The 24,352-nt window shown below is 71.2% G+C and carries 19 protein-coding genes; 11 read left to right on the forward strand and 8 right to left on the reverse strand.

Annotated elements, in window-relative coordinates; genetic code table 11:
• Window positions 1-22 precede the first annotated feature (22 nt).
• Window positions 23-184 carry a DUF4872 domain-containing protein gene (locus ACZ5GP_RS00770; RefSeq protein WP_468749065.1) on the reverse strand — a complete coding sequence of 54 codons (162 nt, stop codon included), beginning with the start codon at window positions 182-184 and terminating at the stop codon, window positions 23-25.
• Between the two features lie 402 nt (window positions 185-586).
• On the opposite strand from ACZ5GP_RS00770, the gene ACZ5GP_RS00775 reads away from it, so the two are divergent.
• Window positions 587-1,330, forward strand: a complete 744-nt coding sequence (locus tag ACZ5GP_RS00775) for a S1 family peptidase (protein ID WP_468748683.1) — start codon at window positions 587-589, stop codon at window positions 1,328-1,330.
• 124 nt (window positions 1,331-1,454) lie between these two features.
• Here the strand turns inward: ACZ5GP_RS00775 and ACZ5GP_RS00780 are convergent, their stop codons facing one another.
• Both ACZ5GP_RS00780 and ACZ5GP_RS00785 read right to left on the reverse strand, forming a co-directional pair.
• Window positions 1,455-3,014, reverse strand: a complete 1,560-nt coding sequence (locus ACZ5GP_RS00780) for an amidohydrolase family protein (protein ID WP_468748684.1) — start codon at window positions 3,012-3,014, stop codon at window positions 1,455-1,457.
• A 285-nt stretch (window positions 3,015-3,299) separates the two neighbouring features.
• Window positions 3,300-4,532: a phospholipase D-like domain-containing protein gene (locus ACZ5GP_RS00785; RefSeq protein ID WP_468748685.1), complete on the reverse strand. Its 1,233-nt coding sequence runs from the start codon at window positions 4,530-4,532 to the stop codon at window positions 3,300-3,302.
• A 211-nt stretch (window positions 4,533-4,743) separates the two neighbouring features.
• On the opposite strand from ACZ5GP_RS00785, the gene ACZ5GP_RS00790 reads away from it, so the two are divergent.
• Entirely contained in the window at window positions 4,744-6,075 is a 1,332-nt protein-coding gene (locus ACZ5GP_RS00790; protein ID WP_468748686.1) for a cellulase family glycosylhydrolase, read from the forward strand.
• A gap of 88 nt (window positions 6,076-6,163) precedes the next feature.
• Window positions 6,164-7,183, forward strand: coding sequence for a LacI family DNA-binding transcriptional regulator (locus ACZ5GP_RS00795; RefSeq protein WP_468748687.1), 1,020 nt, complete (start codon window positions 6,164-6,166; stop codon window positions 7,181-7,183).
• Window positions 7,184-7,207: 24 nt separating this feature from the next.
• Here ACZ5GP_RS00795 and ACZ5GP_RS00800 read toward each other — a convergent pair whose 3' ends face one another.
• Together ACZ5GP_RS00800 and ACZ5GP_RS00805 are read right to left on the reverse strand one after the other, a co-directional pair.
• A complete protein-coding gene (locus ACZ5GP_RS00800) occupies window positions 7,208-8,245 on the reverse strand; it encodes a LacI family DNA-binding transcriptional regulator (RefSeq protein ID WP_468748688.1) in 1,038 nt (345 codons plus the stop codon).
• On the reverse strand, window positions 8,242-10,653 hold the full coding sequence (locus tag ACZ5GP_RS00805) for a glycoside hydrolase family 2 protein (protein WP_468748689.1): 2,412 nt from the start codon (window positions 10,651-10,653) through the stop codon (window positions 8,242-8,244). The genes ACZ5GP_RS00800 and ACZ5GP_RS00805 overlap by 4 nt, the downstream gene beginning before the upstream one ends.
• Before the next feature lie 270 nt (window positions 10,654-10,923).
• Here ACZ5GP_RS00805 and ACZ5GP_RS00810 point away from each other — a divergent pair, with 270 nt between their 5' ends.
• The 3 genes from ACZ5GP_RS00810 (at window position 10,924) to ACZ5GP_RS00820 (ending at window position 14,160) form a co-directional block, all read left to right on the forward strand.
• The gene (locus ACZ5GP_RS00810; protein WP_468748690.1) at window positions 10,924-12,243 is read left to right on the forward strand and encodes an ABC transporter substrate-binding protein; all 1,320 of its coding nucleotides are present in this window, start codon (window positions 10,924-10,926) and stop codon (window positions 12,241-12,243) included.
• A gap of 91 nt (window positions 12,244-12,334) precedes the next feature.
• A complete protein-coding gene (locus tag ACZ5GP_RS00815) occupies window positions 12,335-13,297 on the forward strand; it encodes a carbohydrate ABC transporter permease (protein WP_468748691.1) in 963 nt (320 codons plus the stop codon).
• The gene (locus ACZ5GP_RS00820; RefSeq protein ID WP_468748692.1) at window positions 13,294-14,160 is read left to right on the forward strand and encodes a carbohydrate ABC transporter permease; all 867 of its coding nucleotides are present in this window, start codon (window positions 13,294-13,296) and stop codon (window positions 14,158-14,160) included. The genes ACZ5GP_RS00815 and ACZ5GP_RS00820 overlap by 4 nt, the downstream gene beginning before the upstream one ends.
• Window positions 14,161-14,261: 101 nt before the next feature.
• On the opposite strand, the gene ACZ5GP_RS00825 is transcribed toward ACZ5GP_RS00820, so the two are convergent.
• Window positions 14,262-14,984 (reverse strand): dienelactone hydrolase family protein, encoded by a 723-nt coding sequence (locus tag ACZ5GP_RS00825; protein WP_468748693.1) that lies wholly within the window; start codon window positions 14,982-14,984, stop codon window positions 14,262-14,264.
• 298 nt (window positions 14,985-15,282) lie between these two features.
• Between ACZ5GP_RS00825 and ACZ5GP_RS00830 the strand changes: the two genes are divergently transcribed.
• Both ACZ5GP_RS00830 and ACZ5GP_RS00835 read left to right on the forward strand, forming a co-directional pair.
• The gene (locus ACZ5GP_RS00830) at window positions 15,283-16,446 is read left to right on the forward strand and encodes a hypothetical protein (protein WP_468748694.1); all 1,164 of its coding nucleotides are present in this window, start codon (window positions 15,283-15,285) and stop codon (window positions 16,444-16,446) included.
• Between the two features lie 235 nt (window positions 16,447-16,681).
• On the forward strand, window positions 16,682-17,047 hold the full coding sequence (locus ACZ5GP_RS00835; protein WP_358911934.1) for a hypothetical protein: 366 nt from the start codon (window positions 16,682-16,684) through the stop codon (window positions 17,045-17,047).
• A gap of 149 nt (window positions 17,048-17,196) precedes the next feature.
• On the opposite strand, the gene ACZ5GP_RS00840 is transcribed toward ACZ5GP_RS00835, so the two are convergent.
• Window positions 17,197-18,531, reverse strand: coding sequence for a M64 family metallopeptidase (locus ACZ5GP_RS00840; RefSeq protein WP_468748695.1), 1,335 nt, complete (start codon window positions 18,529-18,531; stop codon window positions 17,197-17,199).
• A 174-nt stretch (window positions 18,532-18,705) separates the two neighbouring features.
• Between ACZ5GP_RS00840 and ACZ5GP_RS00845 the strand changes: the two genes are divergently transcribed.
• Both ACZ5GP_RS00845 and ACZ5GP_RS00850 read left to right on the forward strand, forming a co-directional pair.
• Entirely contained in the window at window positions 18,706-20,196 is a 1,491-nt protein-coding gene (locus ACZ5GP_RS00845; RefSeq protein ID WP_468748696.1) for a helix-turn-helix domain-containing protein, read from the forward strand.
• A 149-nt stretch (window positions 20,197-20,345) separates the two neighbouring features.
• Window positions 20,346-21,299: a CPBP family glutamic-type intramembrane protease gene (locus tag ACZ5GP_RS00850; protein ID WP_468748697.1), complete on the forward strand. Its 954-nt coding sequence runs from the start codon at window positions 20,346-20,348 to the stop codon at window positions 21,297-21,299.
• Window positions 21,300-21,357: 58 nt separating this feature from the next.
• On the opposite strand, the gene ACZ5GP_RS00855 is transcribed toward ACZ5GP_RS00850, so the two are convergent.
• On the reverse strand, window positions 21,358-21,834 hold the full coding sequence (locus ACZ5GP_RS00855) for a peroxiredoxin (RefSeq protein ID WP_468748698.1): 477 nt from the start codon (window positions 21,832-21,834) through the stop codon (window positions 21,358-21,360).
• A gap of 220 nt (window positions 21,835-22,054) precedes the next feature.
• Here ACZ5GP_RS00855 and ACZ5GP_RS00860 point away from each other — a divergent pair, with 220 nt between their 5' ends.
• Window positions 22,055-24,337 carry an FUSC family protein gene (locus tag ACZ5GP_RS00860; protein WP_468748699.1) on the forward strand — a complete coding sequence of 761 codons (2,283 nt, stop codon included), beginning with the start codon at window positions 22,055-22,057 and terminating at the stop codon, window positions 24,335-24,337.
• Window positions 24,338-24,352 lie beyond the last annotated feature (15 nt).

Raw genomic sequence — 24,352 nt, forward strand, 5'->3', positions numbered from 1 at the left:
CGGACCTGTGCTTTCACTCCTATCACTGGAGCATGGCGAGCGCCCGCATCGCGTCGCGTTCGATGCGCGAGAGTGCATGGAGGACGGCGCCGGCCTGTTGGAGGTGCCGCGCGTCGCCGGATTCGCCGGCCGCCGCGATCAGCGCGGCCACCTGTGTCCAGAGGGTGGCGGCCTCGGCGTACAGGCCGTGGCCCGGTGCGCCAGGCGGCCGGCTTGACCCGGCCGCCCAGGAAGGGGAAGTCCATGGCCTTGCTGTCCCAGTAGACGAAGGAGAGCCCGGAGCCGAGCCCGCTCGCCATGGTCATGCCGCCCCTTGTGGCCATCCGCCCCGGGCCCCGCCGCGAGTGCCGTCGCTTGATCATGTGGGTGATCGCAAGCCTACGCATGCGGCGCCTCCCGGTCGTCGGGCGGGAATTGCCGTGCCAACCTCTTGCGCCACCGGCAACTCCTCTGCCACATTCACCAAGCTAGCGATGGCATGCACGCGTCATGAGCAACCCCGCCTCTGTCGCGCGTACCGCGTCTGCATAAGTATGCAGCGCTGTCCTCATCCAGGACGCCTCACCCCCACACAATGGAGACGAACATGCGTATATCCAGACTCGTCCCCGCGCTCGCGGCCACCGCGCTCGCCGTTCTGGGACTGGCCCCCACGGCCGCGGCCCAGACCCCGGCCAACGCCCCCGCCACCGCGCCCGTCGCCGCGTCCGCCGCCGGCCAGCAGCCGATCATCGGTGGTGGCTACGCCGGCAACGCTCCCTGGGCGGCCCGGCTCTTCTCCAACGGTCAGCAGACCTGCAGCGCCTCGATCATCGCCCCCACCTGGATCCTCACCGCCAAGCACTGCGTCAGCGGCGGCGGCCTCTCGTTCCGCATCGGCAGCCTCGACCAGACGTCCGGCGGCACCGTGGCCAACGGCGTCAGCGTCTACACCCACTCGGGGGCGGACCTGTCCCTGGTCAAGCTCGACCGCTCCGTGGCCGGCACCTACGCCCGCCTCGGCAACCCGGGCTCCGTCTCGGTGAACCAGACCGTGCAGGTGTACGGCTGGGGAGCGACGTCCCAGTGCGGTTCGGAGATCAACTGCCAGTCCCGGCTCCTCAAGGTCGCCAACGTCGTCGTGACCGGCGGCTGCCGCGACGCCTACCAGGGGCAGGCGATCTGCGCCCGTCGCGGCGACGGCATCACCGCGGGCGGCGACTCCGGCGGCCCGATGATGGCCAACGGCGCGCAGGTCGGTGTCGCCTCCACCAGTGACCGCCAGACCACGACCGCGTACACGAACGTGACCGCGTACCGCTCCTGGATCCAGAGCATCGCGGGCGTCTGACAGATCCTCCGGGAGCAGCGCTCCCGAACCCCGTCGCCTCCGCGCGCCCGCCGCGCGGAGGCGACACGTCTCTGCGGAGACGGCCCGCGTAAGGGGTGGTCCGGGAACCACGGGTGCCGAAAGGTCAGTTGCGGGCTCGCCGCGGGTGGCGGGCCGCGCCGTCCGGGTCCGGGTCCACCCGTTGGACGCGGGCGCGCCGTACGACCCTCGGGCCCACCTCCGCGGCCTCACGGACCAGCGCGGGACCGTCCCAGTCGGTGGGCCAGCCGCGCCACAGCCGCAGCTTGCCGTCCACGACGACCGCGGTGATCTGGTCGCGGCCCGAGAGCCGGACCAGTTCCCACGACAGGTCGTGGGACGGGGCGAGTTCGGGCACGTGGAGGTCGACGAGGAGGAAGTCGGCGGCCTTGCCGACGGCGATCTCGCCGGTCACCTTGCCGAGCCCGAGGGCGTCCGCGCTCAGGGCGGTGGCATGGGCGAGCCACACACGGCCGGCGCCGCACGAGGAGTCGCCGGACATCAGACCGTACGTCAGGCGCTGGGCGCTCTCCGCGGCATCCACGAGGCGGAAGCCGTCGCCGCGAGTGCCGTCGGTGCCGGTGCCGAAACGGATGCCCAGCGTCTGCCACATCAGGGCGTGCGCGACGGCGTTGCCCTTCCAGGCGCTGGCCACCGGGTTGTAGCTGACGGCGGCGCCGGTGTCGGCGAGCATGCGCATCTCGTCGGGGGTGAGCAAGGTGGCGTGGGCGCCCAGCGTATGGGCGTTGAGGGCGCCGATGTGGTGCAGGTACGACACCGGGCGGCGCCCCACGCTCTTGAGCGAGCGTTCCACCGCGGCCAGGTGCTCGTTGACGTGGATCTGGAAGACCGCACCGGCGTCCGCGCACAACTGCGCCGTCCTCTTCAGCACCTCCGCGGTGGCGTCCTCGGGGACGGGTATCGCCAGTGAGGGGTGGATGAGCCGCGAGTCCTGGAAGCGCTCCAGGTGTTCCTTGCCGCCCTTGCCGTCGGAGACGACCTTGGACAACACGCAGCGCAGCCCCGCCTCCTCGGCGGCCTTCGCGACGACGCCCACGTCGACGGGTGCGCGGGTGCCGGCGTCGGCGGCGGTGGTGAACCCGCCGCGCAGCGCCTCCAGGGCCGCGAGCTTCGCCGACAGGTGGGCGCTCTCCTCGTCCAGGGCGTGTTCCAGCGGCTCCCAGACGGTCTTGAAGATCTCCGACGGCTGCCCGAACGCCTGCGCCTTGCCGAAGCTCTGTGTCAGGTGGTGGTGGGCGTCCACGAAGCCCGGCATGAGCAGATGGCCCGTGAGCCGTACCGTACGGGCGTTGCGGTGCGCGTCGGTGAGTTCGCGGACCGGTCCGACGGCTCGGAACGTGCCGTCCTGGACCAGGACCGCGCGGTCCTTGACCGGCCCGCCGGGCAGCAGGACGACGTCCGGTACGAGCAGCAGCCGCTTGGCGCGGAGGTCCTCGGGGCCGAAGGTGTCGTGACGGCGGTGACCACCCCCGATGCCCTGGGCGCCCTCGCGTCCGGCGGCCGCCGCCGGTGCCGCCCCGGCGGCCCCCAACAGGCCCCCGGCCCCGACCAGTCCGGCCCCGACGACGAATCCGCGACGATCGACGCCGGGCATCTCGCCGTCCTCGTCGGGCGACGACCCGTCCTGCCACATCTGCTGCGCCACCGCACGCTCCTTCGTGTCCGCACAGGAAGGCCCGGCCGCGCGGGGCGGCCGAGCGGGGGACGCCGACCTTAAACGAGCCCGGATTGTGGAACAAGAGTTTCGACAGACGGAAAGAGAAGGTGAGCGAAAGGCGTCCGCGCATGCGTCGAGCCGTCGAGTGCTTCGCGCTGTGATCGCGTGAGCCCTGCGCACGGACGGTGCGCCCTCACCCGACAACCTGATCGGTGACGTCTTCGTGCGCACCCTGACCTCAGCCGGCACGGCGGGACGGAGGCGGCTCGCGGGTCACAGGAATCGGCGTATGGGGGCCACGGCCACCTCGCGCAACCGTTGCGCGGCCGGGCGGTGCTGCCAGCGGGCCTTCTCGATCCGCTCGCTGACCTGGAGATCCTCGTCGAAGTGCTGGTCCAGGGTGGCGGTGAAGTTCTCGTCGAGCACGGCGAGCATGACCTCTTCGTCGTGGTCGAGGGAGCGGCGGTTGAAGTTGGTCGAGCCGATCAATGAGGCGACCTGGTCGACGGTGATGACCTTGGCGTGCATCATCGTCGGCTGATACTGGTAGATCTTCACGCCACTGGCGAGCAGATCCTCGTAGTGGCGCTGGCCGGCCAGCTGGCAGACCCGCTTGTCGGTGTGGGGGCCGGGAAGCAGGATCTCCACCTCGACGCCACGCCGGGCCACCGCGCAGAGCAGTTCGACGAAGTAGGTGTCGGGCGCGAAATAGGCGGTGGCCAGGCGGAAGCGCTGCTGCGCCGTTTCCAGCATGACGCGGACGAGGGTCTGCATGTCCTGCCAGCCGAAGCTGGCCGAGCCCCGCACGACCTGCACGATCGCGTCGCCGTGCGGCTGGTGGCCGGTGAAGCGGTCCCGGTCGTCGAACAGGACGTCATGGCACTCGGCCCAGTTCTGGGCGAAGGCGGCGGCGATCCCGTCCACCGCGGGGCCGCGGACCTGGACGTGGGTGTCGCGCCACTCGTTCTCGTTGCGCGCGTCGCCGCACCACTCCTCGGCGATGCCCACTCCGCCGGTGTACGCCGTGTGCTCGTCGACGACCAGCACCTTGCGGTGGCAGCGGTGGTTCTGCTTCAACGGCGACAGGTACAAAGGCTTGCGGAACCACGACACCTCGGCCCCGGCGGCCTCCATCAGGTCCAGCAGGTCCTTCTCGATGAGACGACTGCCGAAACCGTCCAGGAGCAGCCGTACCCGCACCCCGGCGCGGGCCCGGTCGGCCAACGCGTGGGCGAACTGGCGGGCTATCTCCCCGCGCCAGTAGACGAACGTCATCAAGTCCACGGTGTACTCGGCGCCGCGGATGGCCGCCAGCATCGAGGCGAAGATCTCGTCGCCGTTGCGCAGCGGAACCAGGGCATTGCCCTCGGTCGCGGCGATGCCGATCAGCCTTTCCAGGCGCCGTCGCATCCGCTGCTTGCGCTCGGTCACCGAGGGATCCGTCGGCGCCGAGGGCAAGGACGGGTCCGGTCGGTGGCTTGATCTCGTCATGACTTCCCTCGTCATCGGGCATCTCTCCTCGCGTTCACTTGCGCAGGCCCTCCAGTATCCGGGGCCCACCGGAGTGCCTACTGCCCGGGAAGTCGGCCCGGTCACGGGGAACGCGTCGAAACGGTTCTTGGCGTTCACATTGACTTAACCGGTTCCGTACACGAAATTGTGCTGCGGAAGCGGGCTGCCCGGAAGTCGGCGCGCCCCATCGAGGCAGGAGCAGCAGATGAGACGTATACGAGCCGCCGTCGCGACAGGGGCCCTCCTCGCCGCCTGTGCCGCACTCCTCGGCGCCGCCCCGCCGGCGCCGGCCGCCGACTCGCCGGGTTTCCGGATCCGGGACGGGCGGCTCCTTGACGCCACCGGCCGGGACTTCGTGATGCGCGGTGTCAACCACGCGCACACCTGGTATCCGGACACGACCGACAAGGCGCTGAAGGACATCAAGGCCAAGGGCGCCAACACGGTGCGTGTGGTGCTCGGCACCGGGGACCAGTGGGCCAGGAACGACACCGCCGACGTCGCCCGGGTCGTGTCCGAGTGCAAGAAGAACCGGCTGATCTGCGTCCTGGAGGCCCACGACACGACCGGGTACGGCGAGGCCGGCGCCGCGGTGCCCCTGTCCAGGGCCGTCGACTACTGGCTCGGCGTCAAGGACGCCCTCGTGGGCCAGGAGAAGTACGTCCTGGTCAACATAGGCAACGAGCCGTACGGCAACACCGGCTACGCAGCTTGGACCGGCGACACCAAGAAGGCCATCGGCCGGCTGCGGGCCGCGGGTCTGGACCACACCCTGATGGTCGACGCCCCGAACTGGGGCCAGGACTGGGCCTTCACCATGCGCGACAACGCCGCCGGTGTGCTGGCCGCCGATCCGGACCGCAACGTCCTGTTCGACATCCACATGTACGGCGTCTTCGACACCCCGGCCGAGGTCAGCTCCTACCTCAACCGGTTCGCCGACGCCGAACTGCCCATCGTGGTCGGTGAATTCGGCGACATGCACTCCGACGGGAACCCTGACGAGGACGCCATCATGGCGAGCGCCCAATCCCTCGGCATCGGCTACCTGGGATGGTCCTGGAGCGGCAACGGCAGCGGCGTGGAGTACCTCGACTTGGTGCAGGACTTCGACGCGAGCCGGCCGACGGCCTGGGGCAGGCGCCTGTTCGAGGGGGCCGACGGCATCAGGGCCACCGCCAAGGAGGCCGGCGTCTTCGGTGGGACGGACCCCGGGCAGGGCTCCTGCGCGGTGTCCTACCGGCTGAGCGACTGGGGCAGCACGTTCAACGCCGACATCACCATCCGCAACACCTCCGGCCAGAGGATCGACGGCTGGCAGCTCGCCTTCGCCTTCTCCGGACAGCAGAAGATCAACTCGGTGTGGAACGCGAAGGCGGTCCAGAGCGGCGCCGACGTCCGGGTCACCCCCGAGTCCTGGACCCGCTCCATCCCCGCGAACGGAACGGTGAGCTTCGGGTTCAACGGCTCCTCCACGGGCGCGAACACGCCGCCGAAGGCCTTCACCCTCGACGGCAAGGCCTGCACCACGGCCTGAACCGGCCCCTCGGCCGGATGAGCGCCCTTCGGCGGCCGACCGGTAAGGTCGGCCGCCGAGGCACGGAACCGGTACAGCGGGAGGGCGCATGAAACGGCCGACGATCACGGACATCGCGCGCCGGGCGGGAGTCTCCAAAGTCGCGGTCTCCTACGCGCTCAACGACCAGCCGGGCGTCTCCGAGCAGACCCGCGCCCGCATCAAGGCGATCGCCCAGGAGGTCGGCTGGCGGCCCAGCAGCGCCGCCCGCGCCCTGAACGGCGCCCGGGCCCGCGCCGTGGGTCTGGCCCTGTGCCGGCCCCCTCGCACCCTCAGCGTCGAGCCGTTCTTCATGGAGCTGATCGGCGGCATCGAGGCCGAACTCGCGCCCCGCTCCATCGCGTTGATGCTCCAGACCGTCACCAGCCACGACGACGAGATCGAGCTGTACCGGCGCTGGTGGGGCGAGGGCCGGGTGGACGGCGTGCTCCTGGTGGATCTGTACGGCGACGACGCCCGCGGCCCCGCTCTCACGGCGATGGATCTGCCCGCGGTGGCGCTGGGCCCGCCGGGGGCGGCCGCGGGCGTGCCCGTCGTGTGGTCCGACGACGGAGCCAGCGTCCAGGAGACGGTCGCGTATCTGGCGGCGCTGGGGCACCGCGGCATCGCGCGGGTGGCGGGGTCCGCCCGGCTCGCGCACACCGCCGTGCGGGACGCCGCGTTCGCGGCGAGCTGCCGCGAGGCGGGGTTGCCCGAGCCCGTCGTGGTGCACACCGACTACTCCGGCGAGGGCGGGGCGCAGGCGACCCGCGGGCTGCTCATCGGCCGGGAGCGGCCCACCGCGATCATCTATGACAACGACATCATGGCCGTCGCCGGTCTGTCCGTGGCGCAGGAGCTGAGTCTGGAGGTGCCCGGCGACCTGTCCCTGGTGGCGTGGGACGACTCGCCGTTCACCCGGGCGGTACGCCCGCAGCTCACCGCGCTGACCCGGGACATCGCCGAGTACGGGGCCTGTGCCGCGCGGACCTTGCTCGCCGCCGTCGGCCAGGAGCCGGTCCGGGACCAACAGGTGCCCGCCGCCCGGCTGGTGCCCCGTGCGAGCACCGGCCCGCCCCGCTCCCGCTGAGGCGCGCCGGTGGCGGGCCGGGGTTCAGCTCCGCGGGGCGCGGGGCGCGCTCGTCGACGCCCGGGGGGTGAGGGAGGGGGTCCGCACGGGATGTGGCCGCACTTCACGGCCGGCGATGACCGCGAACAGTTCGCGGGCGACCTCGGCGCCGAAGCCGTGCACGTCGTGGCTCATCGCCGACAGCGTCGGGTGGGTCAGGCGGCACAGCTGGGAGTCGTCCCAGGCGAGCAGGGACAGGTCGGCCGGGACCGCGACGCCCATCTCGGCGGCGACACCGAGCCCGGCCACCGCCATGATGTCGTTGTCATAGACGATGGCGGTGGGCCGCTCGGGCCGCAGCAGCAGCGAGCGCGTCGCACGGGCCCCCTCCTCGCCGGCGAAGCCCGTCGTCATCTGCGTGCCCGGGCCCAGGCCGAGCTGGTGCAGGGTGTCCAGGAAGGCCCGTTCCCGGATGGCGCTGTGTCCCAGGCCCGGCGGGCCGCCGACGCGGGCGATGTGCCGGTGCCCGAGGGCGGCGAGGTAGCGCACCGCCTCGGCCATCGCGGTGGCGTCGTCCGTCCACAGCGACGGAATGCCGCCGGTCAGGTCCGGGTGTCCGACCGCCACCGCGGGGATGCCGAGCCGCTGGAGTGGTTCGACCCGCGGGTCGTCCCGGTGGAAGTCCACCAGGATGGACCCGCCGATCTGCCGTTCGCGCCACCAGGCCTCCTGGAGGTCGATCTCCTCGTCCAGGCCGCTGACCAGTCGGAGCAGCAGGGAGCAGGACCGTTCGGCGAGGACGCTCTCGATGCCGGAGATGAACTCCATGTAGAAGGGTTCGAGGCCGAGCAGCCGGGCCGGCCGGCACAGCGCGAGGCCGATCGTGTCGATCCGCTGTGTCGAGAGGCTGCGGGCGGAGGAGTTGGGTGCCCAGCCCAACTCCCGGGCGGCGGCGAAGATGCGTTCCCGGGTGCTTTCGGCAAGGCCGGGTCTGTGGTTGAAGGCGATCGACACCGCCCCCTTGGATACGCCGGCGGCGGCCGCGACGTCCTTGATGGTGACGCGTTGGGTGGAGGCACTCACGCCGGTTCCACGCAGAAGAGTGCCTTGCGGAAGGTGTTGGCGCCCACGCCGTCCGCACCATGGACACGGATACGGGTGCGCTCACCCGGCAGGAGGGTGATCAGGCCGCGGTCGGCGCTCGCGTGGGGGGCGACGCGGTCGGGCTGGAGCAGCAGGTCGCGTACGAGGGTGTGGGCGCTCACCACGACGTCGACGGTGTTCTGGTCCTGGCCGACGGTCTCCACGACGATGTCGAGTCGCGGCGTCGGGTAGTCGAACTCCTTGTCGCGTACGGGCAGATGGAGGGCGCGCAGCCCGTCGGCGTCGGCGACCAGGTACTCCTTGGTGCTGCCGGGCGCGGGCGTCACCTCGGAAGGGACGGGCAGCCGCAAAACGGTCCGGGCGGGCGCGGTGAGTCGCAGCGAGGTGCGGGCGGTGAGGGTGCCATCGGCCCGCATCAGCCGCAGGGTGACCTCGGTCGTCCACGGTTCGGCGCTCTGGTTGGCGAGGACGACGTCGGGGCCGTCGGTGCCCGGCTGGAGGGTGAGGAGCCGGTCGGCGTAGACGCGGCGCAGTTCGTGGTGGAGGGGTTTGAGGCGGCCGTCGCCGTCGATCGCGGACCAGGAGCTGACCGGCCAGCAGTCGTTGATCTGCCAGACGATCGTGCCGGCGCAGCGCGGCCAGTTCGCGCGCCAGTGTTCGATGCCGGTGGCGATGGCGCGGGCCTGGACGACCTGGGTCAGGTAGTGCCAGCGGTCGAAGTCGCCCTCGGGCGGGGCGAAGTGGCGTTCGAGGCCACGCCGCAGTTTGGCGTTGCCGTCCTCGGCCTTTTGGTGGTGGAGCATCCCGGGGGAATCGGGGGCGAGGCTTTCGCCGGGCAGGGCGCGGCGCAGCGTGGCCAGCGCGGGGGGTGCCTGCCAGCCGAACTCGGAGACAAAGCGCGGCACGTTCGCCAGGTACTCGGTGTAGTCCTGTCTGTTCCACACCTCCCAGGAGTGGTACGTGCCGTGGTCAGGGTCGTTGGGGTGGTGTTCCCAGGAACCGGACCAGGGGCTGCCCGCGCTGTAGGCCCGGGTGGGGTCCACCTCCACGACCACGCGCGGCAGGAGGCCCAGGTAGTAGCCCTCTCCCCACGAGTCTCCCGCGAGGGGTTCCTCCCACTGCCAGTCGCGAAAGCCCCACAGGTTCTCGTTGTTGCCGTTCCACAGGACCAGGGAGGGGTGCGGCATGAGGCGTACGACGTTCTCGCGGGCCTCGGCCTCGACCTCGCCGCGCAGCGGCTGCTCCTCCGGGTAGGCGGCGCAGGCGAACAGGAAGTCCTGCCAGACCATGAGGCCGAGTTCGTCGCAGGCGTCGTAGAAGGCGTCGTCCTCGTAGATGCCGCCGCCCCAGACGCGTACGAGGTCGACGTTGGCGTCGGCGGTCTGCCGCAGGCGGGTGCGGTAGCGCTCGGGGGTGATGCGGGAGGGCAGCACGTCGTCGGGGATCCAGTTCACGCCGCGTACGAAGATCCGCTCGCCGTTGACGACGAACGTGAAGCCGGTGCCGTGCTCGTCGGGGCTCCGGTCGATCTCGACGGTGCGAAAGCCGATCCGGCGCCGCCAGGCGTCCAAGGCGGCGCCTTCGTCCTCCAGCGTCAACTCTACCTCGTAGAGCGGTTGTTCGCCGTGTCCGCGGGGCCACCACAGTCGGACGTCCGGCACGTCGAGCACCAGCGTGAGGTGATCGCCGGTGGTCTCGGCGCGCGCCTGGACCCCGGCGACCGCGGCGTGCGCGACGAGCGGCCGCTCCGCGCCCGTGGCGGTGCGTTCGAGGTCGACGCGCAACTCCACACGCCCGCGGGTTCCCGCCACGGTGACGTGCGGCCGTACCCGCGCGATGCGCGCCGTCGACCACCGTTCGATCCGCACCGGGCGCCACATGCCGGCCGTCACCACGGTCGGCCCCCAGTCCCAGCCGAAGGCGCAGGCCATCTTGCGGATGTACTGGAACGGCTCCGGGTAGACGTTCGGCCGCTCCCCGGTCGTCTCGCGGACGGCGGCGGCCTCTTCGTAGGCGGAGGCGAACGTGACGTGCAACTCGCCGGCGCGGCCGGTGACGTCGAACCGGTAGGAGCGGTGCATGTTGCGCGTGCGCCCCAGCTCCGCACCGTCCAGGGTGATGTGGGCGGCGGTGTCCAGGCCGTCGAAGACCAGGTCGGCGCGTTCGTGCGGTGCCGGGCCCTTCGGTGGGGCGGCCAGGGAGCGCGTGTAGGTCCAGGAGCGCCGGCCCACCCAGGCCACGTCCAGCTCGTTCGTGCCGAGGAAGGGGTCGGGGATGAGGCCCGCGGCGAGGAGATCGGTGTGGACACAGCCCGGGACCCGGGCTTCGAGGAGTGCTCCCTCGTGGCTGAGACTCCAGCCTTCCGTCAGCTGGACGACGTCCTTCATCAGCGGCTCCCATCGGACGGGCTCACGCCCTGATCGTGTGCAACGCGCATCAACCTAGCCCGCCTGTGGTTAACCGGTCCAGTATCAGGAGTCGATCAGCGCCGCGCCCGGTGGCCCTTGCTCAGGAAGCTCACCCAGCGGCCCGGCTCCTGCACGGGTAACGATTGGGTATCACGCCGGAAATCGTAGCTTTACCGGTTCACGACGGGCTGACATAGTGCGGGTCAGCCGCTGGGGCCCGAGCCGTAACCCTTGAAAGGAGTTGGGCACATGAGAAGGAAGCCGCTGAGCGCCGCGCTGCTTGCCACCGCGCTGCTGACCGTCGCGGGGTGTGGCGGAGGGGGGTCGGCCACGGGGGAAGCGGCCACCAAGCCGTCCGATCCCGCGAAGGTGGAGGGCACGATCACGGTGCTCACCCACCGCACGGACCTCGTGCAGGACGGCACGATGAAGAAGTACGCCGCCGAGTTCAAGAAGACCTACCCCAAGGTCTCGGTGAAGTTCCAGGGCATCACCGACTACGAGGGGGAGGTGAAGATCCGTATGAACACCGAGAACTACGGTGACGTGCTGCTGATCCCCGCGGTGATCGCCAAGGGCGACTACCCGAAGTTCTTCGCCCCGCTGGGCGACACCAAGGACATGGCCCGGCGCTACCGCTTCACCGGCAAGAGTGACGTCCGCGGGAAGACGTACGGCATCGCCAACCTCGGCACCGTGAACGGGCTCGTCTACAACAAGGCGGTGTGGAAGCGGGCCGGCGTCACCGACTGGCCCATCACCCCCGCCGAGTTCCTCGCCGACCTGAAGCGGATCAAGGAAAAGACCGGTGCGACGCCGTACTACACCAACTTCAAGGACGGCTGGCCGCTGAGCAGCCCGTGGACCAACAGCGTCGGCTCGGTCAGCTGTGACGCGAAGGCCTCGGACGCGCTCGCCACGTCCGACAAGCCGTGGGCCAAGGGCAGTGAGCTCAACGTCATCGACACCCTGCTCCACGACATCGTGCACGACGGGCTGTCCGAGAAGGACCCCTCCACGACCAACTGGGAGACGTCCAAGACGGACCTCGCCAAGGGGAGGATCGGCAGCATGCTGCTGGGCTCCTGGGCCGTGCACCAGATGCGGGACGCGGCGGCCAAGGCCGGCCAGGACCCCGACGACATCGGTTTCATGCCCTTCCCGGCCCAGAAGGACGGGAAGTTCTGCGCCACGATGCTCTCCGACTACCAGCTGGCGGTGAACGCGCACTCGGACAACAAGAGCGCCGCCCGCGCCTGGATCGACTGGTTCACCGAGGAGTCGGGCTTCGCCGCGAAGGAGGGCGGGGTTCCGGCCTTGACCTCGATGAGCTTCCCCGACGTCCTCAAGCCGTACCAGGACAACGATGTCAAGCTGATCGAGCGGTCCGAGGCGAAGACGGAGCAGGTCAACGCCGTCGACAATGCCTCCGAGATCGGTCTGGCCAAGCCCGACTACCGCCAGAAGCTGATCGACATCGCCCGGGGGGCCCAACAGGGGACCCTGCGGGGCTACTTCGACGATCTCAACAAGCGCTGGGCCGACGCGTCCGCGACCGCCGGCGGCTGACCCGGACCCGGGCCGGGGTCTCGCACCGTTCGCGGGGCGGGGCCCCGCGTTCGCACCACGCTCGCCGCGGATCACGAAAGGCCCCCTCGACATGACCGACACCACCAAAGCGCCGCCGCCCACCCGGCGGGCCGCGCCGGTCGTCCGCCGCGCCCCCCGCGCGGTGGCGCCCGCCCGCTCCTGGCGCGAGCACCCGTTGCGCCGGATCACCCCGTGGTTGTTCCTGCTCACGCCGCTGGCGCTGCTGATCACGTTCACCTACGTCCCCGTGGGCAACATGATCTATTACAGCTTCACGGACTGGGACGGCGTCAGCCCCGAACGGAACTACACCGGCCTGGACAACTACCGGCAGCTGTTCACCCGGCCCGAGCTGTTCCGGGTGTTCTTCGTCAGCTTCTACTATCTGGCCGCCTCGGCCGTGCAGATCGTCATCGCCCTGTACTTCGCCACGGTCCTCAGCTTCGACCTGCGGTTCCGCAACCTGTTCAAGGGGATCCTCTTCTTCCCCTACCTGGTCAACGGCGTCGCCATCGGGTTCGTCTTCCTCTACTTCTTCCAGGACGGCGGCACCCTCGACGCGATCCTGGCCTGGTTCGGGGCCGGTGGCGACCACGCCTGGCTCGGCGATCCCGAGTCCGCCAACACCTCGCTCGCAGGTGTCTCGGTCTGGCGCTTCACCGGGCTGAACTTCGTCCTCTTCCTCGGCGCGATCCAGTCCGTCCCGGGAGAGCTGTACGAGGCGGCGCAGCTGGACGGCGCGAGCCGCTGGCAGCAGTTCCGGCACATCATCGCGCCGAGCATCCGGCCCGTGCTGAGCCTCAGCGTCATCCTGGCCATCTCCGGCTCGCTGGCCGTCTTCGAGATCCCGTACATCATGACCGGCGGGGCCACCGGCACCTCGACGTTCGTCATCCAGACGGTGAAGCTCGCCTTCCAGTTCAACAAGACGGGGCTGGCCTCGGCCTGTGCCGTCGTACTGCTCCTGATCATCCTGGTGATCACCTGGATACAGCGGCGGCTCGTGCCCGACGACAAGGTGGACCTCGTATGACCACGCTGACCTCCGCCGACCGGACCGCGCCCCGGAACAGGCGGCCCCGCATCGGCACGGCGCTGACCTACCTGTCGTTGGTCGTCGCCGCGCTGGTGGTCCTGATCCCGCTCGTCGTCGTCTTCCTCACCTCGCTGAAGTCCTCCCGCGAGGTGAGCGACGGCGGGGCCCTCGCCCTGCCGCGCGACTGGCTGAACTTCTCCAACTACGCGACCGCGTTCCGCGACGGGCACATGCTCACCGCCTTCGGGAACACCGCGTTCATCCTGCTGTTCTCGATCACCGGCACCGTGCTCATCGGCTCGATGACGGCGTACGCGATCGACCGCTTCGAGTTCCGTCTGAAGAAGACGGTGATGGCGCTGTTCCTTATCGCCACCCTGGTTCCCGGTGTGACGACGCAGGTGGCCACCTTCCAAGTGGTCAACAGCTTCGGCCTGGTGGACACCCAGTGGGCGCCGATCCTGCTCTACATGGGCACCGACATCGTGTCGATCTACATCTTCGTGCAGTTCATCCGCGGCATCCCGACCTCGCTGGACGAGGCGGCCCGCCTCGACGGCGCGAACACCTTCACCATCTACCGGAAAATCATTCTGCCGTTGCTCAAGCCGGCCATCGCCACGGTCGTCATCGTCAAGGGCATCACGACGTACAACGACTTCTACATCCCTTTCCTCTACATGCCCTCCGAGGACAAGGGGACCATCTCCACGGCGCTGTTCCGCTTCAAGGGCCCTTTCGGCGCGCACTGGGAGAACATCTCGGCGGGAGCGATCCTGGTCATCGTGCCGACGCTGCTCGTCTTCCTCTTCCTGCAGCGTTACATCTACAACGGCTTCGCCCAAGGAGCCACCAAGTAGCCGTGGGGCCGGTGCCGGGTTGCCGGGCGTGGGTGCCCGCGGTCCGCCGCCGCGGGCACCGCCTACCGCCTACCGCCTGCCGTCGGTCTGGCGGACGGGCCTCACTTCAGGTGTCGGTCGAAGAAGCGGTTCCCGTCCTCCACCTCGAACCACGGGGTGCCGGTGTGCCCGCCCAGGTTGGCGTGCAGCGTCTTCTCCTTGGTCCCGAAGGCGTCGAACAGGTCCAGTGCCCGCTGCCGGGGGTTGCCCTCGTCGTCCCACTGCAGCAGGAACAGCAGCGGGACGAGGACCTGCCGGGCCTCCGCACGCTGGGCACGGGGCACGTAGCCCCCGGCGAAGAAGCCGGCGGCGGCGATGCGCGGCTCGGACACCGCCAGCCGGATGCCGAGGGCGGTCCAGCCCGAGTAGCCGACCGGGCCGCCGATCCCGGGCAGCGCCAGAAGCGCGTCCAGGGCGGCCCGCCACTCCGGGACCGCCTTTTCGACCAGCGGGCCGATGAAGGACTCGAAGATCTCGTCGACCGGCTCACCGGCCCGCATCGCCCGGCGCAGCTCGGCGCGGGCCTGCTCGTCGGCGGCGCTCCGGGGCCGGTCACCGCACCCGGGGGCGTCGATGGTGGCCACCCCGTAGCCGTACGCGGCGGATCGTCGGGCCCGGGCCACCAACCGGGGGTCGCCCTTGGGCAGGCCGTTGTTATGGGCCATCAGGATCAGCGGGGCCGGTTCCGGGGACGCGGGGGTCCACAGGGTGCCGGGGGTCTCACCGAGGGTGAATTCGCGTTCGACGGTGCCGTCATCGAGGCGCTGTTCGGAAGTGAATCGCATGATCGTGCCTTTCGGGAGTGCTCGTGAACGGCGCTCCCGGACGACCTACCGCCCGACCGTGACCCCAGAGGGGAGCACCCATGTCGATACGTCGCTCACGGGTACCACCTCCTCGTCCTTACGCACGGCCTGCCGGAAAAGTAGCAGCGGCCGCCGGGGGCCGGCCAACGGGTTTTCGCGGGCCCTCGTCGCTGACCGGGCGAAGTACGTGCGGGGCCTGCGCGACTTGCCCCCGACTCCTGGCGTGGCCGGCGGCCGCCGTGGTTGTCTCAGGGTCCGCAGACGTAGGGGGGCGCGCGTGGACGCGGCGGAAAGCATGGCGTTATCGGCCGTACAGGTACTGACGGCCATGGCGGCAGGGGCCGGGACCGAGGCGGGCCGGGCGTTGGGGGACGTGGTCCGAGCGCGGCTGGGGACCTCGGACGAGGGCCGGGCCGCGCTGGCCCGGGTGGGCGCCGACCCGACGGACCCGGCGGCGGCACAAGGTCTCCAGGAGGCGATCCGGGAGGCCTTGGCGGCCGACCCCGAGTTCAGGGGCCGGGTGGCGGCGGCGCTGGCCGGGCCGGCTCCGGCCGCTCCCCCCGCCTGTACGAGCAGCCACTCGTACAAGGAGAGCATCGTCATCGGTGACGGCAGCAGGATACGGCGGAGCCAGATCTCGCTGGGCCCGCTGACGATCAACAACTCCCGCAGCGCTCGCGCGTACCTGACCGCGGGTGGCGCGCTGCTGCTCGCGCTGCTGGCCCTGGCCGTGTACGGCGGGACACAGATCATCACCGGCGACGACGCTCCCGAGTCCTTTGAGGGCACGTCTCCCCGAAGTTCCCGCACGGCGGCGTCCTCCGCCCCCTTGGCACCGTCGCCGTCCGGTGGCGCGTCCGTCCCGGCAGTACGCGACCTGGCCGCGGCGAAGCGCATATTCCCCGGCCCGGAGAGTCTGCCGGACGGCTGGGCTTTCACCGAAGGCTCGCCGAAGAAGGACACGTGCCCCGACAACCGTGTGGGCGTGGAGGAAGACGAGACACTCCACTACATCTGCAAGGGCTCGCTGCTGGATCTGACAGCGTCGTACGACCCGGGAGCCGCAGCCGGTTTCGACCGGGTTTCCATCGAGGTCGTGACCTACTCCGGCCGGCAAGCCGCCGTTCACGGATACCTCGGTCAGAAGGCGGAGTTGGCCACTAGCCCGCCTGACGGGGTGACAGTGGAATCGCTGCCCTCCTCCTGCGATGATTCCGCCTTCTTCAGCGCGTCCTATACCGGAGTCCTGGACGGAGTGGACAGGTCGGAGGCACGCGGTGTCGTCCACTGCGGGACCGTCATGTTCAGCATCCGCCTCTACAACGACCACGGGCGCAGCGTCGATCTCGACACGCTCGACGCCCTCAGCAAGACGGTCGCCGCCCGTACCCGGCAGGCGCTGAACGGCAAGACCCCTACCGCCGCCTTCGGCTCTTCCTGAACTCTTCGGTACGGGGAACACACCTGCGAAAGGTGTCGGGGAACCTCGGCGGAAGACGGTGCCGGAAGGGGCCGACGGGCTGCTGATCCGCCGTCGGTTCCGGCCGGGGGACGGACGCCGCGTAAACCTGGTGGCGGTGCCCTTACCTCGACCAGGTGAAGAAGGGCTGCTCCAGGTGTCGGATGCCAAAGGCCGGGCACGTGCAGGCGACAGATCGTTATTCGCAGGAGGTTTCGTGTCCTTGCCGCAGCACGTCTGCACTCTCAGCGGTATCCCTCGGAGCGCGGGTGAAGCGCGTGACGCTTTGGTCGCCTTCCTCGACGGTGCGGACGAGTACACGCCGTCCAGGCGCATGGACGCTCTCCTCGCGCTCTCGGAACTGGTCGCGGACGCCGAACAGAACTCGGCCGGAATCCGGAACCTCACTGTCCGCACCTACCAGAACACCCTGGAGCTGACGCTCGAGTACCGGCCCGGAGCCCGCACCGCGCCTCATGCGGGCCTCGGCTGGAACATCGTGAGCGCGGTCGCCCGCGCCGTCACGCTCACCACCCCACGGGACACGGGCGGCCGGGCCCGCGTCCTCATGGATCTGGCCTGACCGGTCGGCGGGAGGGGAGCAGCCGGTGCCGCGTTCGTACGTCTTGTATGCGGTGGCGGTATCAACGGAACCTCTGGCGCGGCACCACGGCGGGCCGGTCACCTCGGTGAGTCGGCCCGCCGGGCGCGACCGCTTGGCCGAAGGCTCGGTCAGCGTGCCACCCGCCACGTCAGCGAGTCGCTCAGCAGGCGGCGCAGGGCCGGGTCGCGGACCGCGTCGGTGCGGTCGGTGGCGCGGACCGAGACCGTGTGTTCGCGGCCGTCCGCGGGGATGCCCAGGGCGCGGGGGCTGACCGTGCTGGCGCCCCTGGCGTGCCGCACCTCGCGGCCGTCGACGGACCAGCGCGGCCGGATGCCCTCCGCGACCCGCACGGACACCTTCGTGTCGCGCCGGACCACGCGGTCCGTCCGAGTGAGGGCGGTGACGACGGACGCGTGCCGGTGGAAGCCGGCGATCATCGCCTCGCGGCCGGGGAGGTTGAACTCGCGGCCGAGCGTACGCATGATCGAGTTGGTGGTGGGGCGGTAGAGGCCGCGCGGATAGTAGCCGCCGCCCTCGTACGCGCCGACGGTGCCGCCGTCCGGGGACGTCCGGCCGATCCAGCGGTACCACTTCTTCTTCTGCGCGGTGAGCTGGGCCGCCTTCAGCTTGCTGATGTTCGACTCCCACGGCTCCGCGCCGGTGTAGGTGCCGTACTCGTCGTACCAGTACTCGTCGGCCAGCTTGCCCAGGGAGTGCCCCGTCTCGTGGACGACGACCTGATCGGACTGGGCGTTGTCGGAGGAGGCCGTCGCGATGCCGTCGTAGCCGGACGGCGAGGTGATGTCGTTGTAGCCCGCCCCGCCGTACTTGGTGGAGTTGGCGAGGACGATCACCAGATCGGGGTCGGCGGCCTTCTTCGCGTACGCCTCGACCTTGACGGTGTCGACGCACAGCAGGCGCTCGATGCCGTCGCAGAAGAACGCCGAGCCGAGCGCGGTGTCCTTCACGGTGCCGCCCGTCGGGTCACCGGATACGCCGGACTGCCGGGAGACCGCGTCGACCGCCCAGACGTTGAACAGGCCCTTGTACGAGGCGTACGGCTCGACGGCGGAGACCTTCGCCCACTTGGCGCGCACGTCGGCGTGGAAGTCGGCCTGCTGGGTGGCGGTGTAGCCGTCGCCGATGAAGACGACGTCCAGCTTGGCGGCGGTCGGCCCGGCCTGCACGATCGGCACGACATCGCCGTCGGCCTGGATCGTGGCGCGCTCCCTCGCGGAGAGCGGGGCGGGCGCCGGGATCTTGGTGTGCCGGGGGTGGGCGCCGGGGCCGGTGAAGTACTCGACGCGCTGGGTGCGCCGGTCCTGCGGGTCCGGGTCCGCCGCGGCGGCGGGTCCGGCCGGGGCGGTGGCGGCGAGCGCCGCGGTCAGGGCGGTGCCGGTGGCGAGTGCGGCGCGCAGCGTCGTGCGTCTGGCGCGGCCGGATATTCGGTGCGTGGGGGGCATGGGCGTCCTTCCGAAGTCGCGATATAAATGGCGGGTTAAGCGGGGTTAAGGCGCGGCTCAACGTAGAGGTTCCTGAGGTTCCAGGCAATGGGTGTGCGTGAAGACGCGGCAAGTTGCCTGTGCGACCCGGGTGTTCGGGGCGCCCTCCGGTCCGGATGCGGGGAGAAGTCAGTGGTGGCGCGGAACAGTTCCGGTGGCGTACGGCCCGACGACCCGGCCGAGATCGGGCGGCGCGTCCTGCGGCTGCGCGGTGAACGCGGCCTCACCCAGCGGCAGTTGGCGGAACCCGCCTACACGCCCGCGTACGTCTCCACCCTGGAGGCGGGCAAGGTGCGGCCCTCCGAGGCCGCGCTGCGGCACCTCGCGGAACGCCTCGGCGTGAGTTACGAGGAGCTGGCCACGGGCCGCCCCGTCCACCTCGCCGCCGGACTGCGGCTGCGGCTGACCGACGCGCGGCGCGCCCTGGCCACCGGCGCCCCCGAGGACGCGGCCACGCTCTTCCGGGAGCTCCACGAGGAGGCGGGCGGGCACGCGCTCGGCGAGGAGCAGGCCGCCGCGCTGCTCGGGCTCGGCGACTGCCTGCTGGAGTCGGGTGAACTGACGGACGCGCGCGACTGTTTCGCCTCCGCCGAACGGCTCCTCGCGGACCAGCCGCTGCCCCGCCGGGTCCCGGCCATCCGGGGGCGCGCCACCGCCCATCTGCTCACCGGCGAGCTGCGGTACGCCTGTTACCTCCTGGAGAGCACGCTCGACGAACTCGACGCGGCGGGGTTGCACGATCCGGAGGCGCTGTTGCTCCTGTACACCGCGTCCATCGCGCCCTACATGGACATGGGGGCCCACGCCCGGGCCGCGCAGGCCGCCGAACTGGCGCTCGCGCTCGCCCCGCGCGTGAGCGATCCGGCGCTGGTCGCGGGCATGCATCGCGGGGTCGCCCGTACGCTCATCGCGGAGGGCCGCATCGCCGAGGCCGACGCGTCGCTCGCCAAGGCCCAGGAGCTCTACCGCCAACTGCACATCCGCACCGAACTCGCCCACTGCCACTGGATGCGCGGGTACGTCCACGCCCAGGACGGCGACCTGGAGCACGCCGAGAGCGAGCTGCGCACGGCCCGGGCCATCCTCGCCTCCAAGCGGGCCGCGCTCTTCACCGAGCAGGTGGAGGTGGAACTGGCGGACGTGCTGCGGCGGCTCGGCAGGACCGCCGAGGCGGAGGCGCTGCTGCGGCCCTTGTTGGCCTCCGGTGCCGAAACGGGCGGGGTGGAGGAAACAGGTCGGGCGGACGCTGCGGATCGGGCGGACGCTGCGGGTGCGGTGGGGCGGACGGGCAGGGGGCCGGGGGCGCTCGGAGCCGGGCGGGGCGCGGTGCACGCGGGTGGCGCGCACCGGCTGCTCGGCCTCATCGCCGAGGAACGGGGGGACACGGAGGACGCGGAGGAGCACTACTGCGCGGCGCTCTCCCTGCTCGAACGGTCGAGCGCCGCGGGGGATCTGGCGGACCTCTGCCGACTCCTCGGGGATCTGCTGCGGCGTACCGGGCGGGTGGAGGCGGCCATGGACGCGTACCGCACGGGGCTGGGGCATCGGGCCGCGCCGGGCACCACCACGCTGGGGCCGGCGCCCGCCACTCCCCCGATGTCCCCGGCGTGGGGCGCGTACGGCTGACCCTTGCCCGCACCCCTCGTCGCTGCATCGAAGGATGTAGCCGCATCTCCTCCGCGGCTACGACTCCCTTGATCACGAGGGCGCCGACGATAAAGGGGACGCCCCCTGCTGCGACGGGGGCGAGGCGGCCGTACAGCGAGGAGAGACCCATGGCAGGCCTTCGTCCCGTTCCCTTCACTCCCCCACGCACCTCAGCACCGGCCCACGCCCTGGGTGGCGGGCTCGTCATGGGCGCGGCGCTGGGCGTCGGCACCGAGCTGGGCCCGGTGGTGGCCGACGCCCTCGGGGTGAGCGGCTTCCCGGCGAGGCTGCTGCCGGCCGTGCTGGTCAGCGCGGTGGCCGTGCCACTCGTGCTGCTCGCGGTCCACCGCCGGGGCGGTTCGCTCAGGGGCCTCGGGTTCGGCGGGGCGGGCGAGAATCTGCGGGGCCTGCTCATAGGGGCCGGGGTGGTCGTGGGGTCGGCGGCGCTCGTGCTGGGCGCGGGAACTGCCGCCGGGATGCTGCGGTGGTCGCGCCCCGACCTGTGGACGCTCGCCGGGTATGTCATGGCGAACGGTGTCGTCGCCCTGCTACTGGAGGCGCTGCCCGAGGAGACGACGCTGCGCGGTTACACGTGGACGACACTGCGGGGGCGGTTCGGCGGCCTGGGCGCGGCGCTGGGCACGACGGCCGTGTTCCTGGTCGCACCCGGCTTCTCCACGGTCGTGGGCGCGGTGACCGCGCGCCTCGTCGGCCGCGAGGCCGGGCCGGTCGGGCCGGCGCCGGGCGGGCAGGACCCGGTCGGCTATCTGATCCTGCTGACGGTGTTCGGCCTGATGCTCGTCGCCGCCCGCACAGCGGTGCGGCGCGCCCCGCTGAGTGTGTGCGTCGGCGCCCATCTGGCGTTCCTCACCGTCAACCGGGTCGTGTACGAGGGCGAGAAGCGCGGGGCGGGCTGGTACGCGGACCGCTCCTCCTCGGCAGCGGAACTCCTGGTCCTAGTCTATCTGTTGGTGGCCATGGCGGTGTTCCTGGTCCGGCGGCGGACGGTTCGGCGGCACGAGCGCGAGCGCGGGCAGGGCATCCCGGCAGGCCGTCGGGCCCCGCTTCGGTCCCGCTCGTGAGGGCCGGCGTTCGTGAGGGCCGACGCGGATGACGGTGCCGGAGCCGACGGAACGGCCGTCAGGCCGTGCCCTCCTTGATGCGGCGCACGGCCGCCAGGGCGCGGTCCGCGTGAGCGCTCATCCGCAGTTCGCTGCGGACCACTTCGGCGACGGTGCGGTCCGGACCGATGACGAACGTCACGCGCTTGGTGGGCGCGAGGGAGAAGCCGCGGGTCACACCGAACCGGTCGCGCACCGCGCCCTCGGGATCCGAGAGCAGAGGAAAGCCGAGGGTGTGCCGCTTGCCGAACTCCCGCTGGCGTTCGACCCCGTCGGCGCTCACCCCCACCGGTCGCGCGCCGGCCGCGGCGAACTCCGCGGCCAGGTCCCGGAAGTGGCAGGCCTCGGCCGTGCAGCCGGGGGTGAGGGCGGCCGGGTAGAAGAACAGGACGACGGGGCCGTCCGCCAGGAGTTCGCGGAGCCGGCGCCGGGTGCCGGTCTCGTCCGGCAGCGTGAAGTCCGGGGCGGTGTCACCGACCGCCAAACGGGCCGTCATGCCCGGCTTCCGTGCGACGTACGGACCATCGGCGACACGATGCCTCCTCGGGTGGCGGGAGCGAAACCCTACTCGATGGTGGGCGAGGGCTGTCCACGGGGCCCCGCCCCTGTCTCGGCAAACCGCCTCCCACCAGCCTTGATCTCCGGGAAACCCCTCGTGCGATGCTGGGGCACACGCCCACGGACACCGAGAGAGCGACGGGGAGCACGGCATCGCGATGGCAGTGGCACGAAAGACAGCGAAGGGCGTCTGGGACCGGTTCTCGGCGTCCGACCCAGGACTCCTGCGCCTGATGGCGGGGCTGCGCACGGTCGGGGCGATTCTGCTCGCCCTCGCCGTGCTGGCCCTCTTCGGCACCCCGGTGCCGCATCTCGTCGCGGGCGCGATGACGGCGATGGTCGCCACGTTCGCGATCCAGGAGAAGGAGGTGCGCGGCCAGGCGATCACGCTGCTCCTCGGCCTGCCCGTGGCGCTCGCGGCGATATCCCTCGGCGCGCTCCTCGACTCCCGGGTGATCGCCGGTGACCTCTTCTTCGTGACGCTGATCTTCGCGGCGGTGTACTCGCGCCGGTTCGGGGACCGGGGCACCGCGCTCGGGCTGATCGGCTTCCAGGTCTACTTCGTGTCGCTCTTCGTGAACGCGTCCGTGCCGGCCCTGCCGGAGCTGTACCTGACACTGACGGTCGCGTTCGCCTGCAGCGCCGTCGCCCGGTTCGCGCTGGTGCCGGAGAGCCCCGAACGCACCCTGGCGCGGCTGCGCGAGGCCTTCCGTGCCCGCCTCGCGCAGCTCATAGCCCACCAGATCGACCTCCTCGACGCCGATACCGAGGACGTGGACAAGGTCCTGGTCGACCTGCGGCGCAGCACCGCCCGGCTGCACGAGGCCGCGCTGATGATCCAGGGCCGCCTGGAGGAGGGCACCAGCGACGCCTCGGCGGCGGCGCTGCTCCAGCGCAGGGTCGCCGACGCCGAGATCGCCGCGGAGCGCCTCGGCGTCCTACTGCTGAACGCCCGCAGCGCCGAGCGCGTGGACACGCTCACCCTGCATCTGCCGAACGCATCCGCGGCCATGCCACCCCGTTCCCGGCTCGCGCAGGACGCGGGCACGGCGCTGCGCAGGGACCTGCGGGCCCTGCATCTGCTCGTGGTGCGCCTGGTCCCCGACGACCGGGGAACGGCGCTGCCGTACGTGCGCAACCGGCTGCTCGGCTACCGCGAGGAGCAGGGCCTGCCCCAGGGCTCACCGGCGATCCAGGACTGCTTCCGCGCGGTCGGTGAGTCGGCGCGCGCCATCGTGGGCCTGCGGCTCGCGGTGGACGGGGCGCGGGACGAGGAGTACGACACGCCCGAAGCCGCGCGCTCGCGCGAGGAGTTCGAGGCGGAGGAGATCTCCATCTCCGGTGAGGCGGCGGAGGCGGAGGCGGCCGAGGAGCAGCCGCGCGGGTTGCGGCGTCCCACGACGAGGGCCGCCGTGCAGGTGTCGGTGGGTTCGGCGCTGGCCATCGTCGGCGGCGAGTTCCTGTCCACGCAGCGCTGGTACTGGGCCGTCCTGACGTGCTGGGTCGTCTTCCTCAACACCGCGTCCACCGGCGAGATCCTCGTCAAGGGCTACCGGCGCCTGCTCGGCACGGTACTCGGCGTGGTGGCCGGGGTGGCGCTGGCCGGGGCCGTCGGCGACCACACGTGGATCGCGTTCGCCCTGGTCCTCCTCTGCGTGTTCGGGATGTTCTTCACCGCGCCCCTGTCCTACGCCCTGATGTCGTTCTTCGTCACGGCGATGCTGGGCCTGCTCTACACCCTGCTCAACACCTACAGCCTCGACGTCCTCGTGCTGCGCGTCGAGGAGACCGCGCTCGGTGCGGCGTGCGGCATCATCGCCGCGGTGCTGGTGCTGCCGGTGCGTACGTCGCACCGTACCGACGAGGAACTGGGCACCGTCCTCGCCCGCCTGCGCGATGTGGTCTCGGCGGCGGTCGCGCAGCTCAGCGGCGGCCCCGCGATCGATCTCGTGGACCTGGCGCGGGACCTGGACACGGCGCTGGACGCCCTGCGCAGTTCCACGAAGCCGTTGACCCATCCGATCGCCCCGCTGCGGGCCCGGCGGCGGAACGCCCGCTATGTGGTGGCGCTCCTGGAGACCTGCGCCTATCACGCGCGGTCGCTGGCGGCGACGGCGGAGCTGGTGCCCGCCAGCAAGAGCGTGGCGGCCGACGCGCGGCTGGCGCTCGCGGGGCGGCGCATCACCCACAACATCGAGCTGATCGCCGCGCATGTGCGCGACGAGGAGAGCGAGGGCGAGATCGAGTCGGGCGCCAGCATCGCCTCGATGCTGGACAGTGGCCGCCACGACGTGCTGCGCACCGGCTCGGTGGCGTTCCGTGTGCTGCGCCATCTGCAGCGTTTGGACGAGGGGATCGTGGGCCTGGCGCGCCCGCTGGGCGTCCCGCTGCCGATCCGCGAGGAGAAGCCGGCCGGCGCGCGCGGCGCCGCGAAACGCTGAGGTCGCCTCCTGGCG

Source organism: Streptomyces sp. NPDC031466, from assembly GCF_055581265.1.

Excerpts from the sequence above, each read along its gene's own strand:
- ACZ5GP_RS00850 (WP_468748697.1), top strand. The coding sequence starts at position 20,346 with ATGGCAGGCCTTCGTCCCGTTCCCTTCACTCCCCCACGCACCTCAGCA.
- ACZ5GP_RS00855 (WP_468748698.1), bottom strand. The coding sequence starts at position 21,834 with ATGACGGCCCGTTTGGCGGTCGGTGACACCGCCCCGGACTTCACGCTG.
- ACZ5GP_RS00805 (WP_468748689.1), bottom strand. The coding sequence starts at position 10,653 with ATGAAGGACGTCGTCCAGCTGACGGAAGGCTGGAGTCTCAGCCACGAG.
- ACZ5GP_RS00775 (WP_468748683.1), top strand. The coding sequence starts at position 587 with ATGCGTATATCCAGACTCGTCCCCGCGCTCGCGGCCACCGCGCTCGCC.
- ACZ5GP_RS00825 (WP_468748693.1), bottom strand. The coding sequence starts at position 14,984 with ATGCGATTCACTTCCGAACAGCGCCTCGATGACGGCACCGTCGAACGC.
- ACZ5GP_RS00795 (WP_468748687.1), top strand. The coding sequence starts at position 6,164 with ATGAAACGGCCGACGATCACGGACATCGCGCGCCGGGCGGGAGTCTCC.
- ACZ5GP_RS00840 (WP_468748695.1), bottom strand. The coding sequence starts at position 18,531 with ATGCCCCCCACGCACCGAATATCCGGCCGCGCCAGACGCACGACGCTG.
- ACZ5GP_RS00790 (WP_468748686.1), top strand. The coding sequence starts at position 4,744 with ATGAGACGTATACGAGCCGCCGTCGCGACAGGGGCCCTCCTCGCCGCC.
- ACZ5GP_RS00820 (WP_468748692.1), top strand. The coding sequence starts at position 13,294 with ATGACCACGCTGACCTCCGCCGACCGGACCGCGCCCCGGAACAGGCGG.
- ACZ5GP_RS00810 (WP_468748690.1), top strand. The coding sequence starts at position 10,924 with ATGAGAAGGAAGCCGCTGAGCGCCGCGCTGCTTGCCACCGCGCTGCTG.
- ACZ5GP_RS00860 (WP_468748699.1), top strand. The coding sequence starts at position 22,055 with ATGGCAGTGGCACGAAAGACAGCGAAGGGCGTCTGGGACCGGTTCTCG.
- ACZ5GP_RS00785 (WP_468748685.1), bottom strand. The coding sequence starts at position 4,532 with ATGACGAGGGAAGTCATGACGAGATCAAGCCACCGACCGGACCCGTCC.
- ACZ5GP_RS00815 (WP_468748691.1), top strand. The coding sequence starts at position 12,335 with ATGACCGACACCACCAAAGCGCCGCCGCCCACCCGGCGGGCCGCGCCG.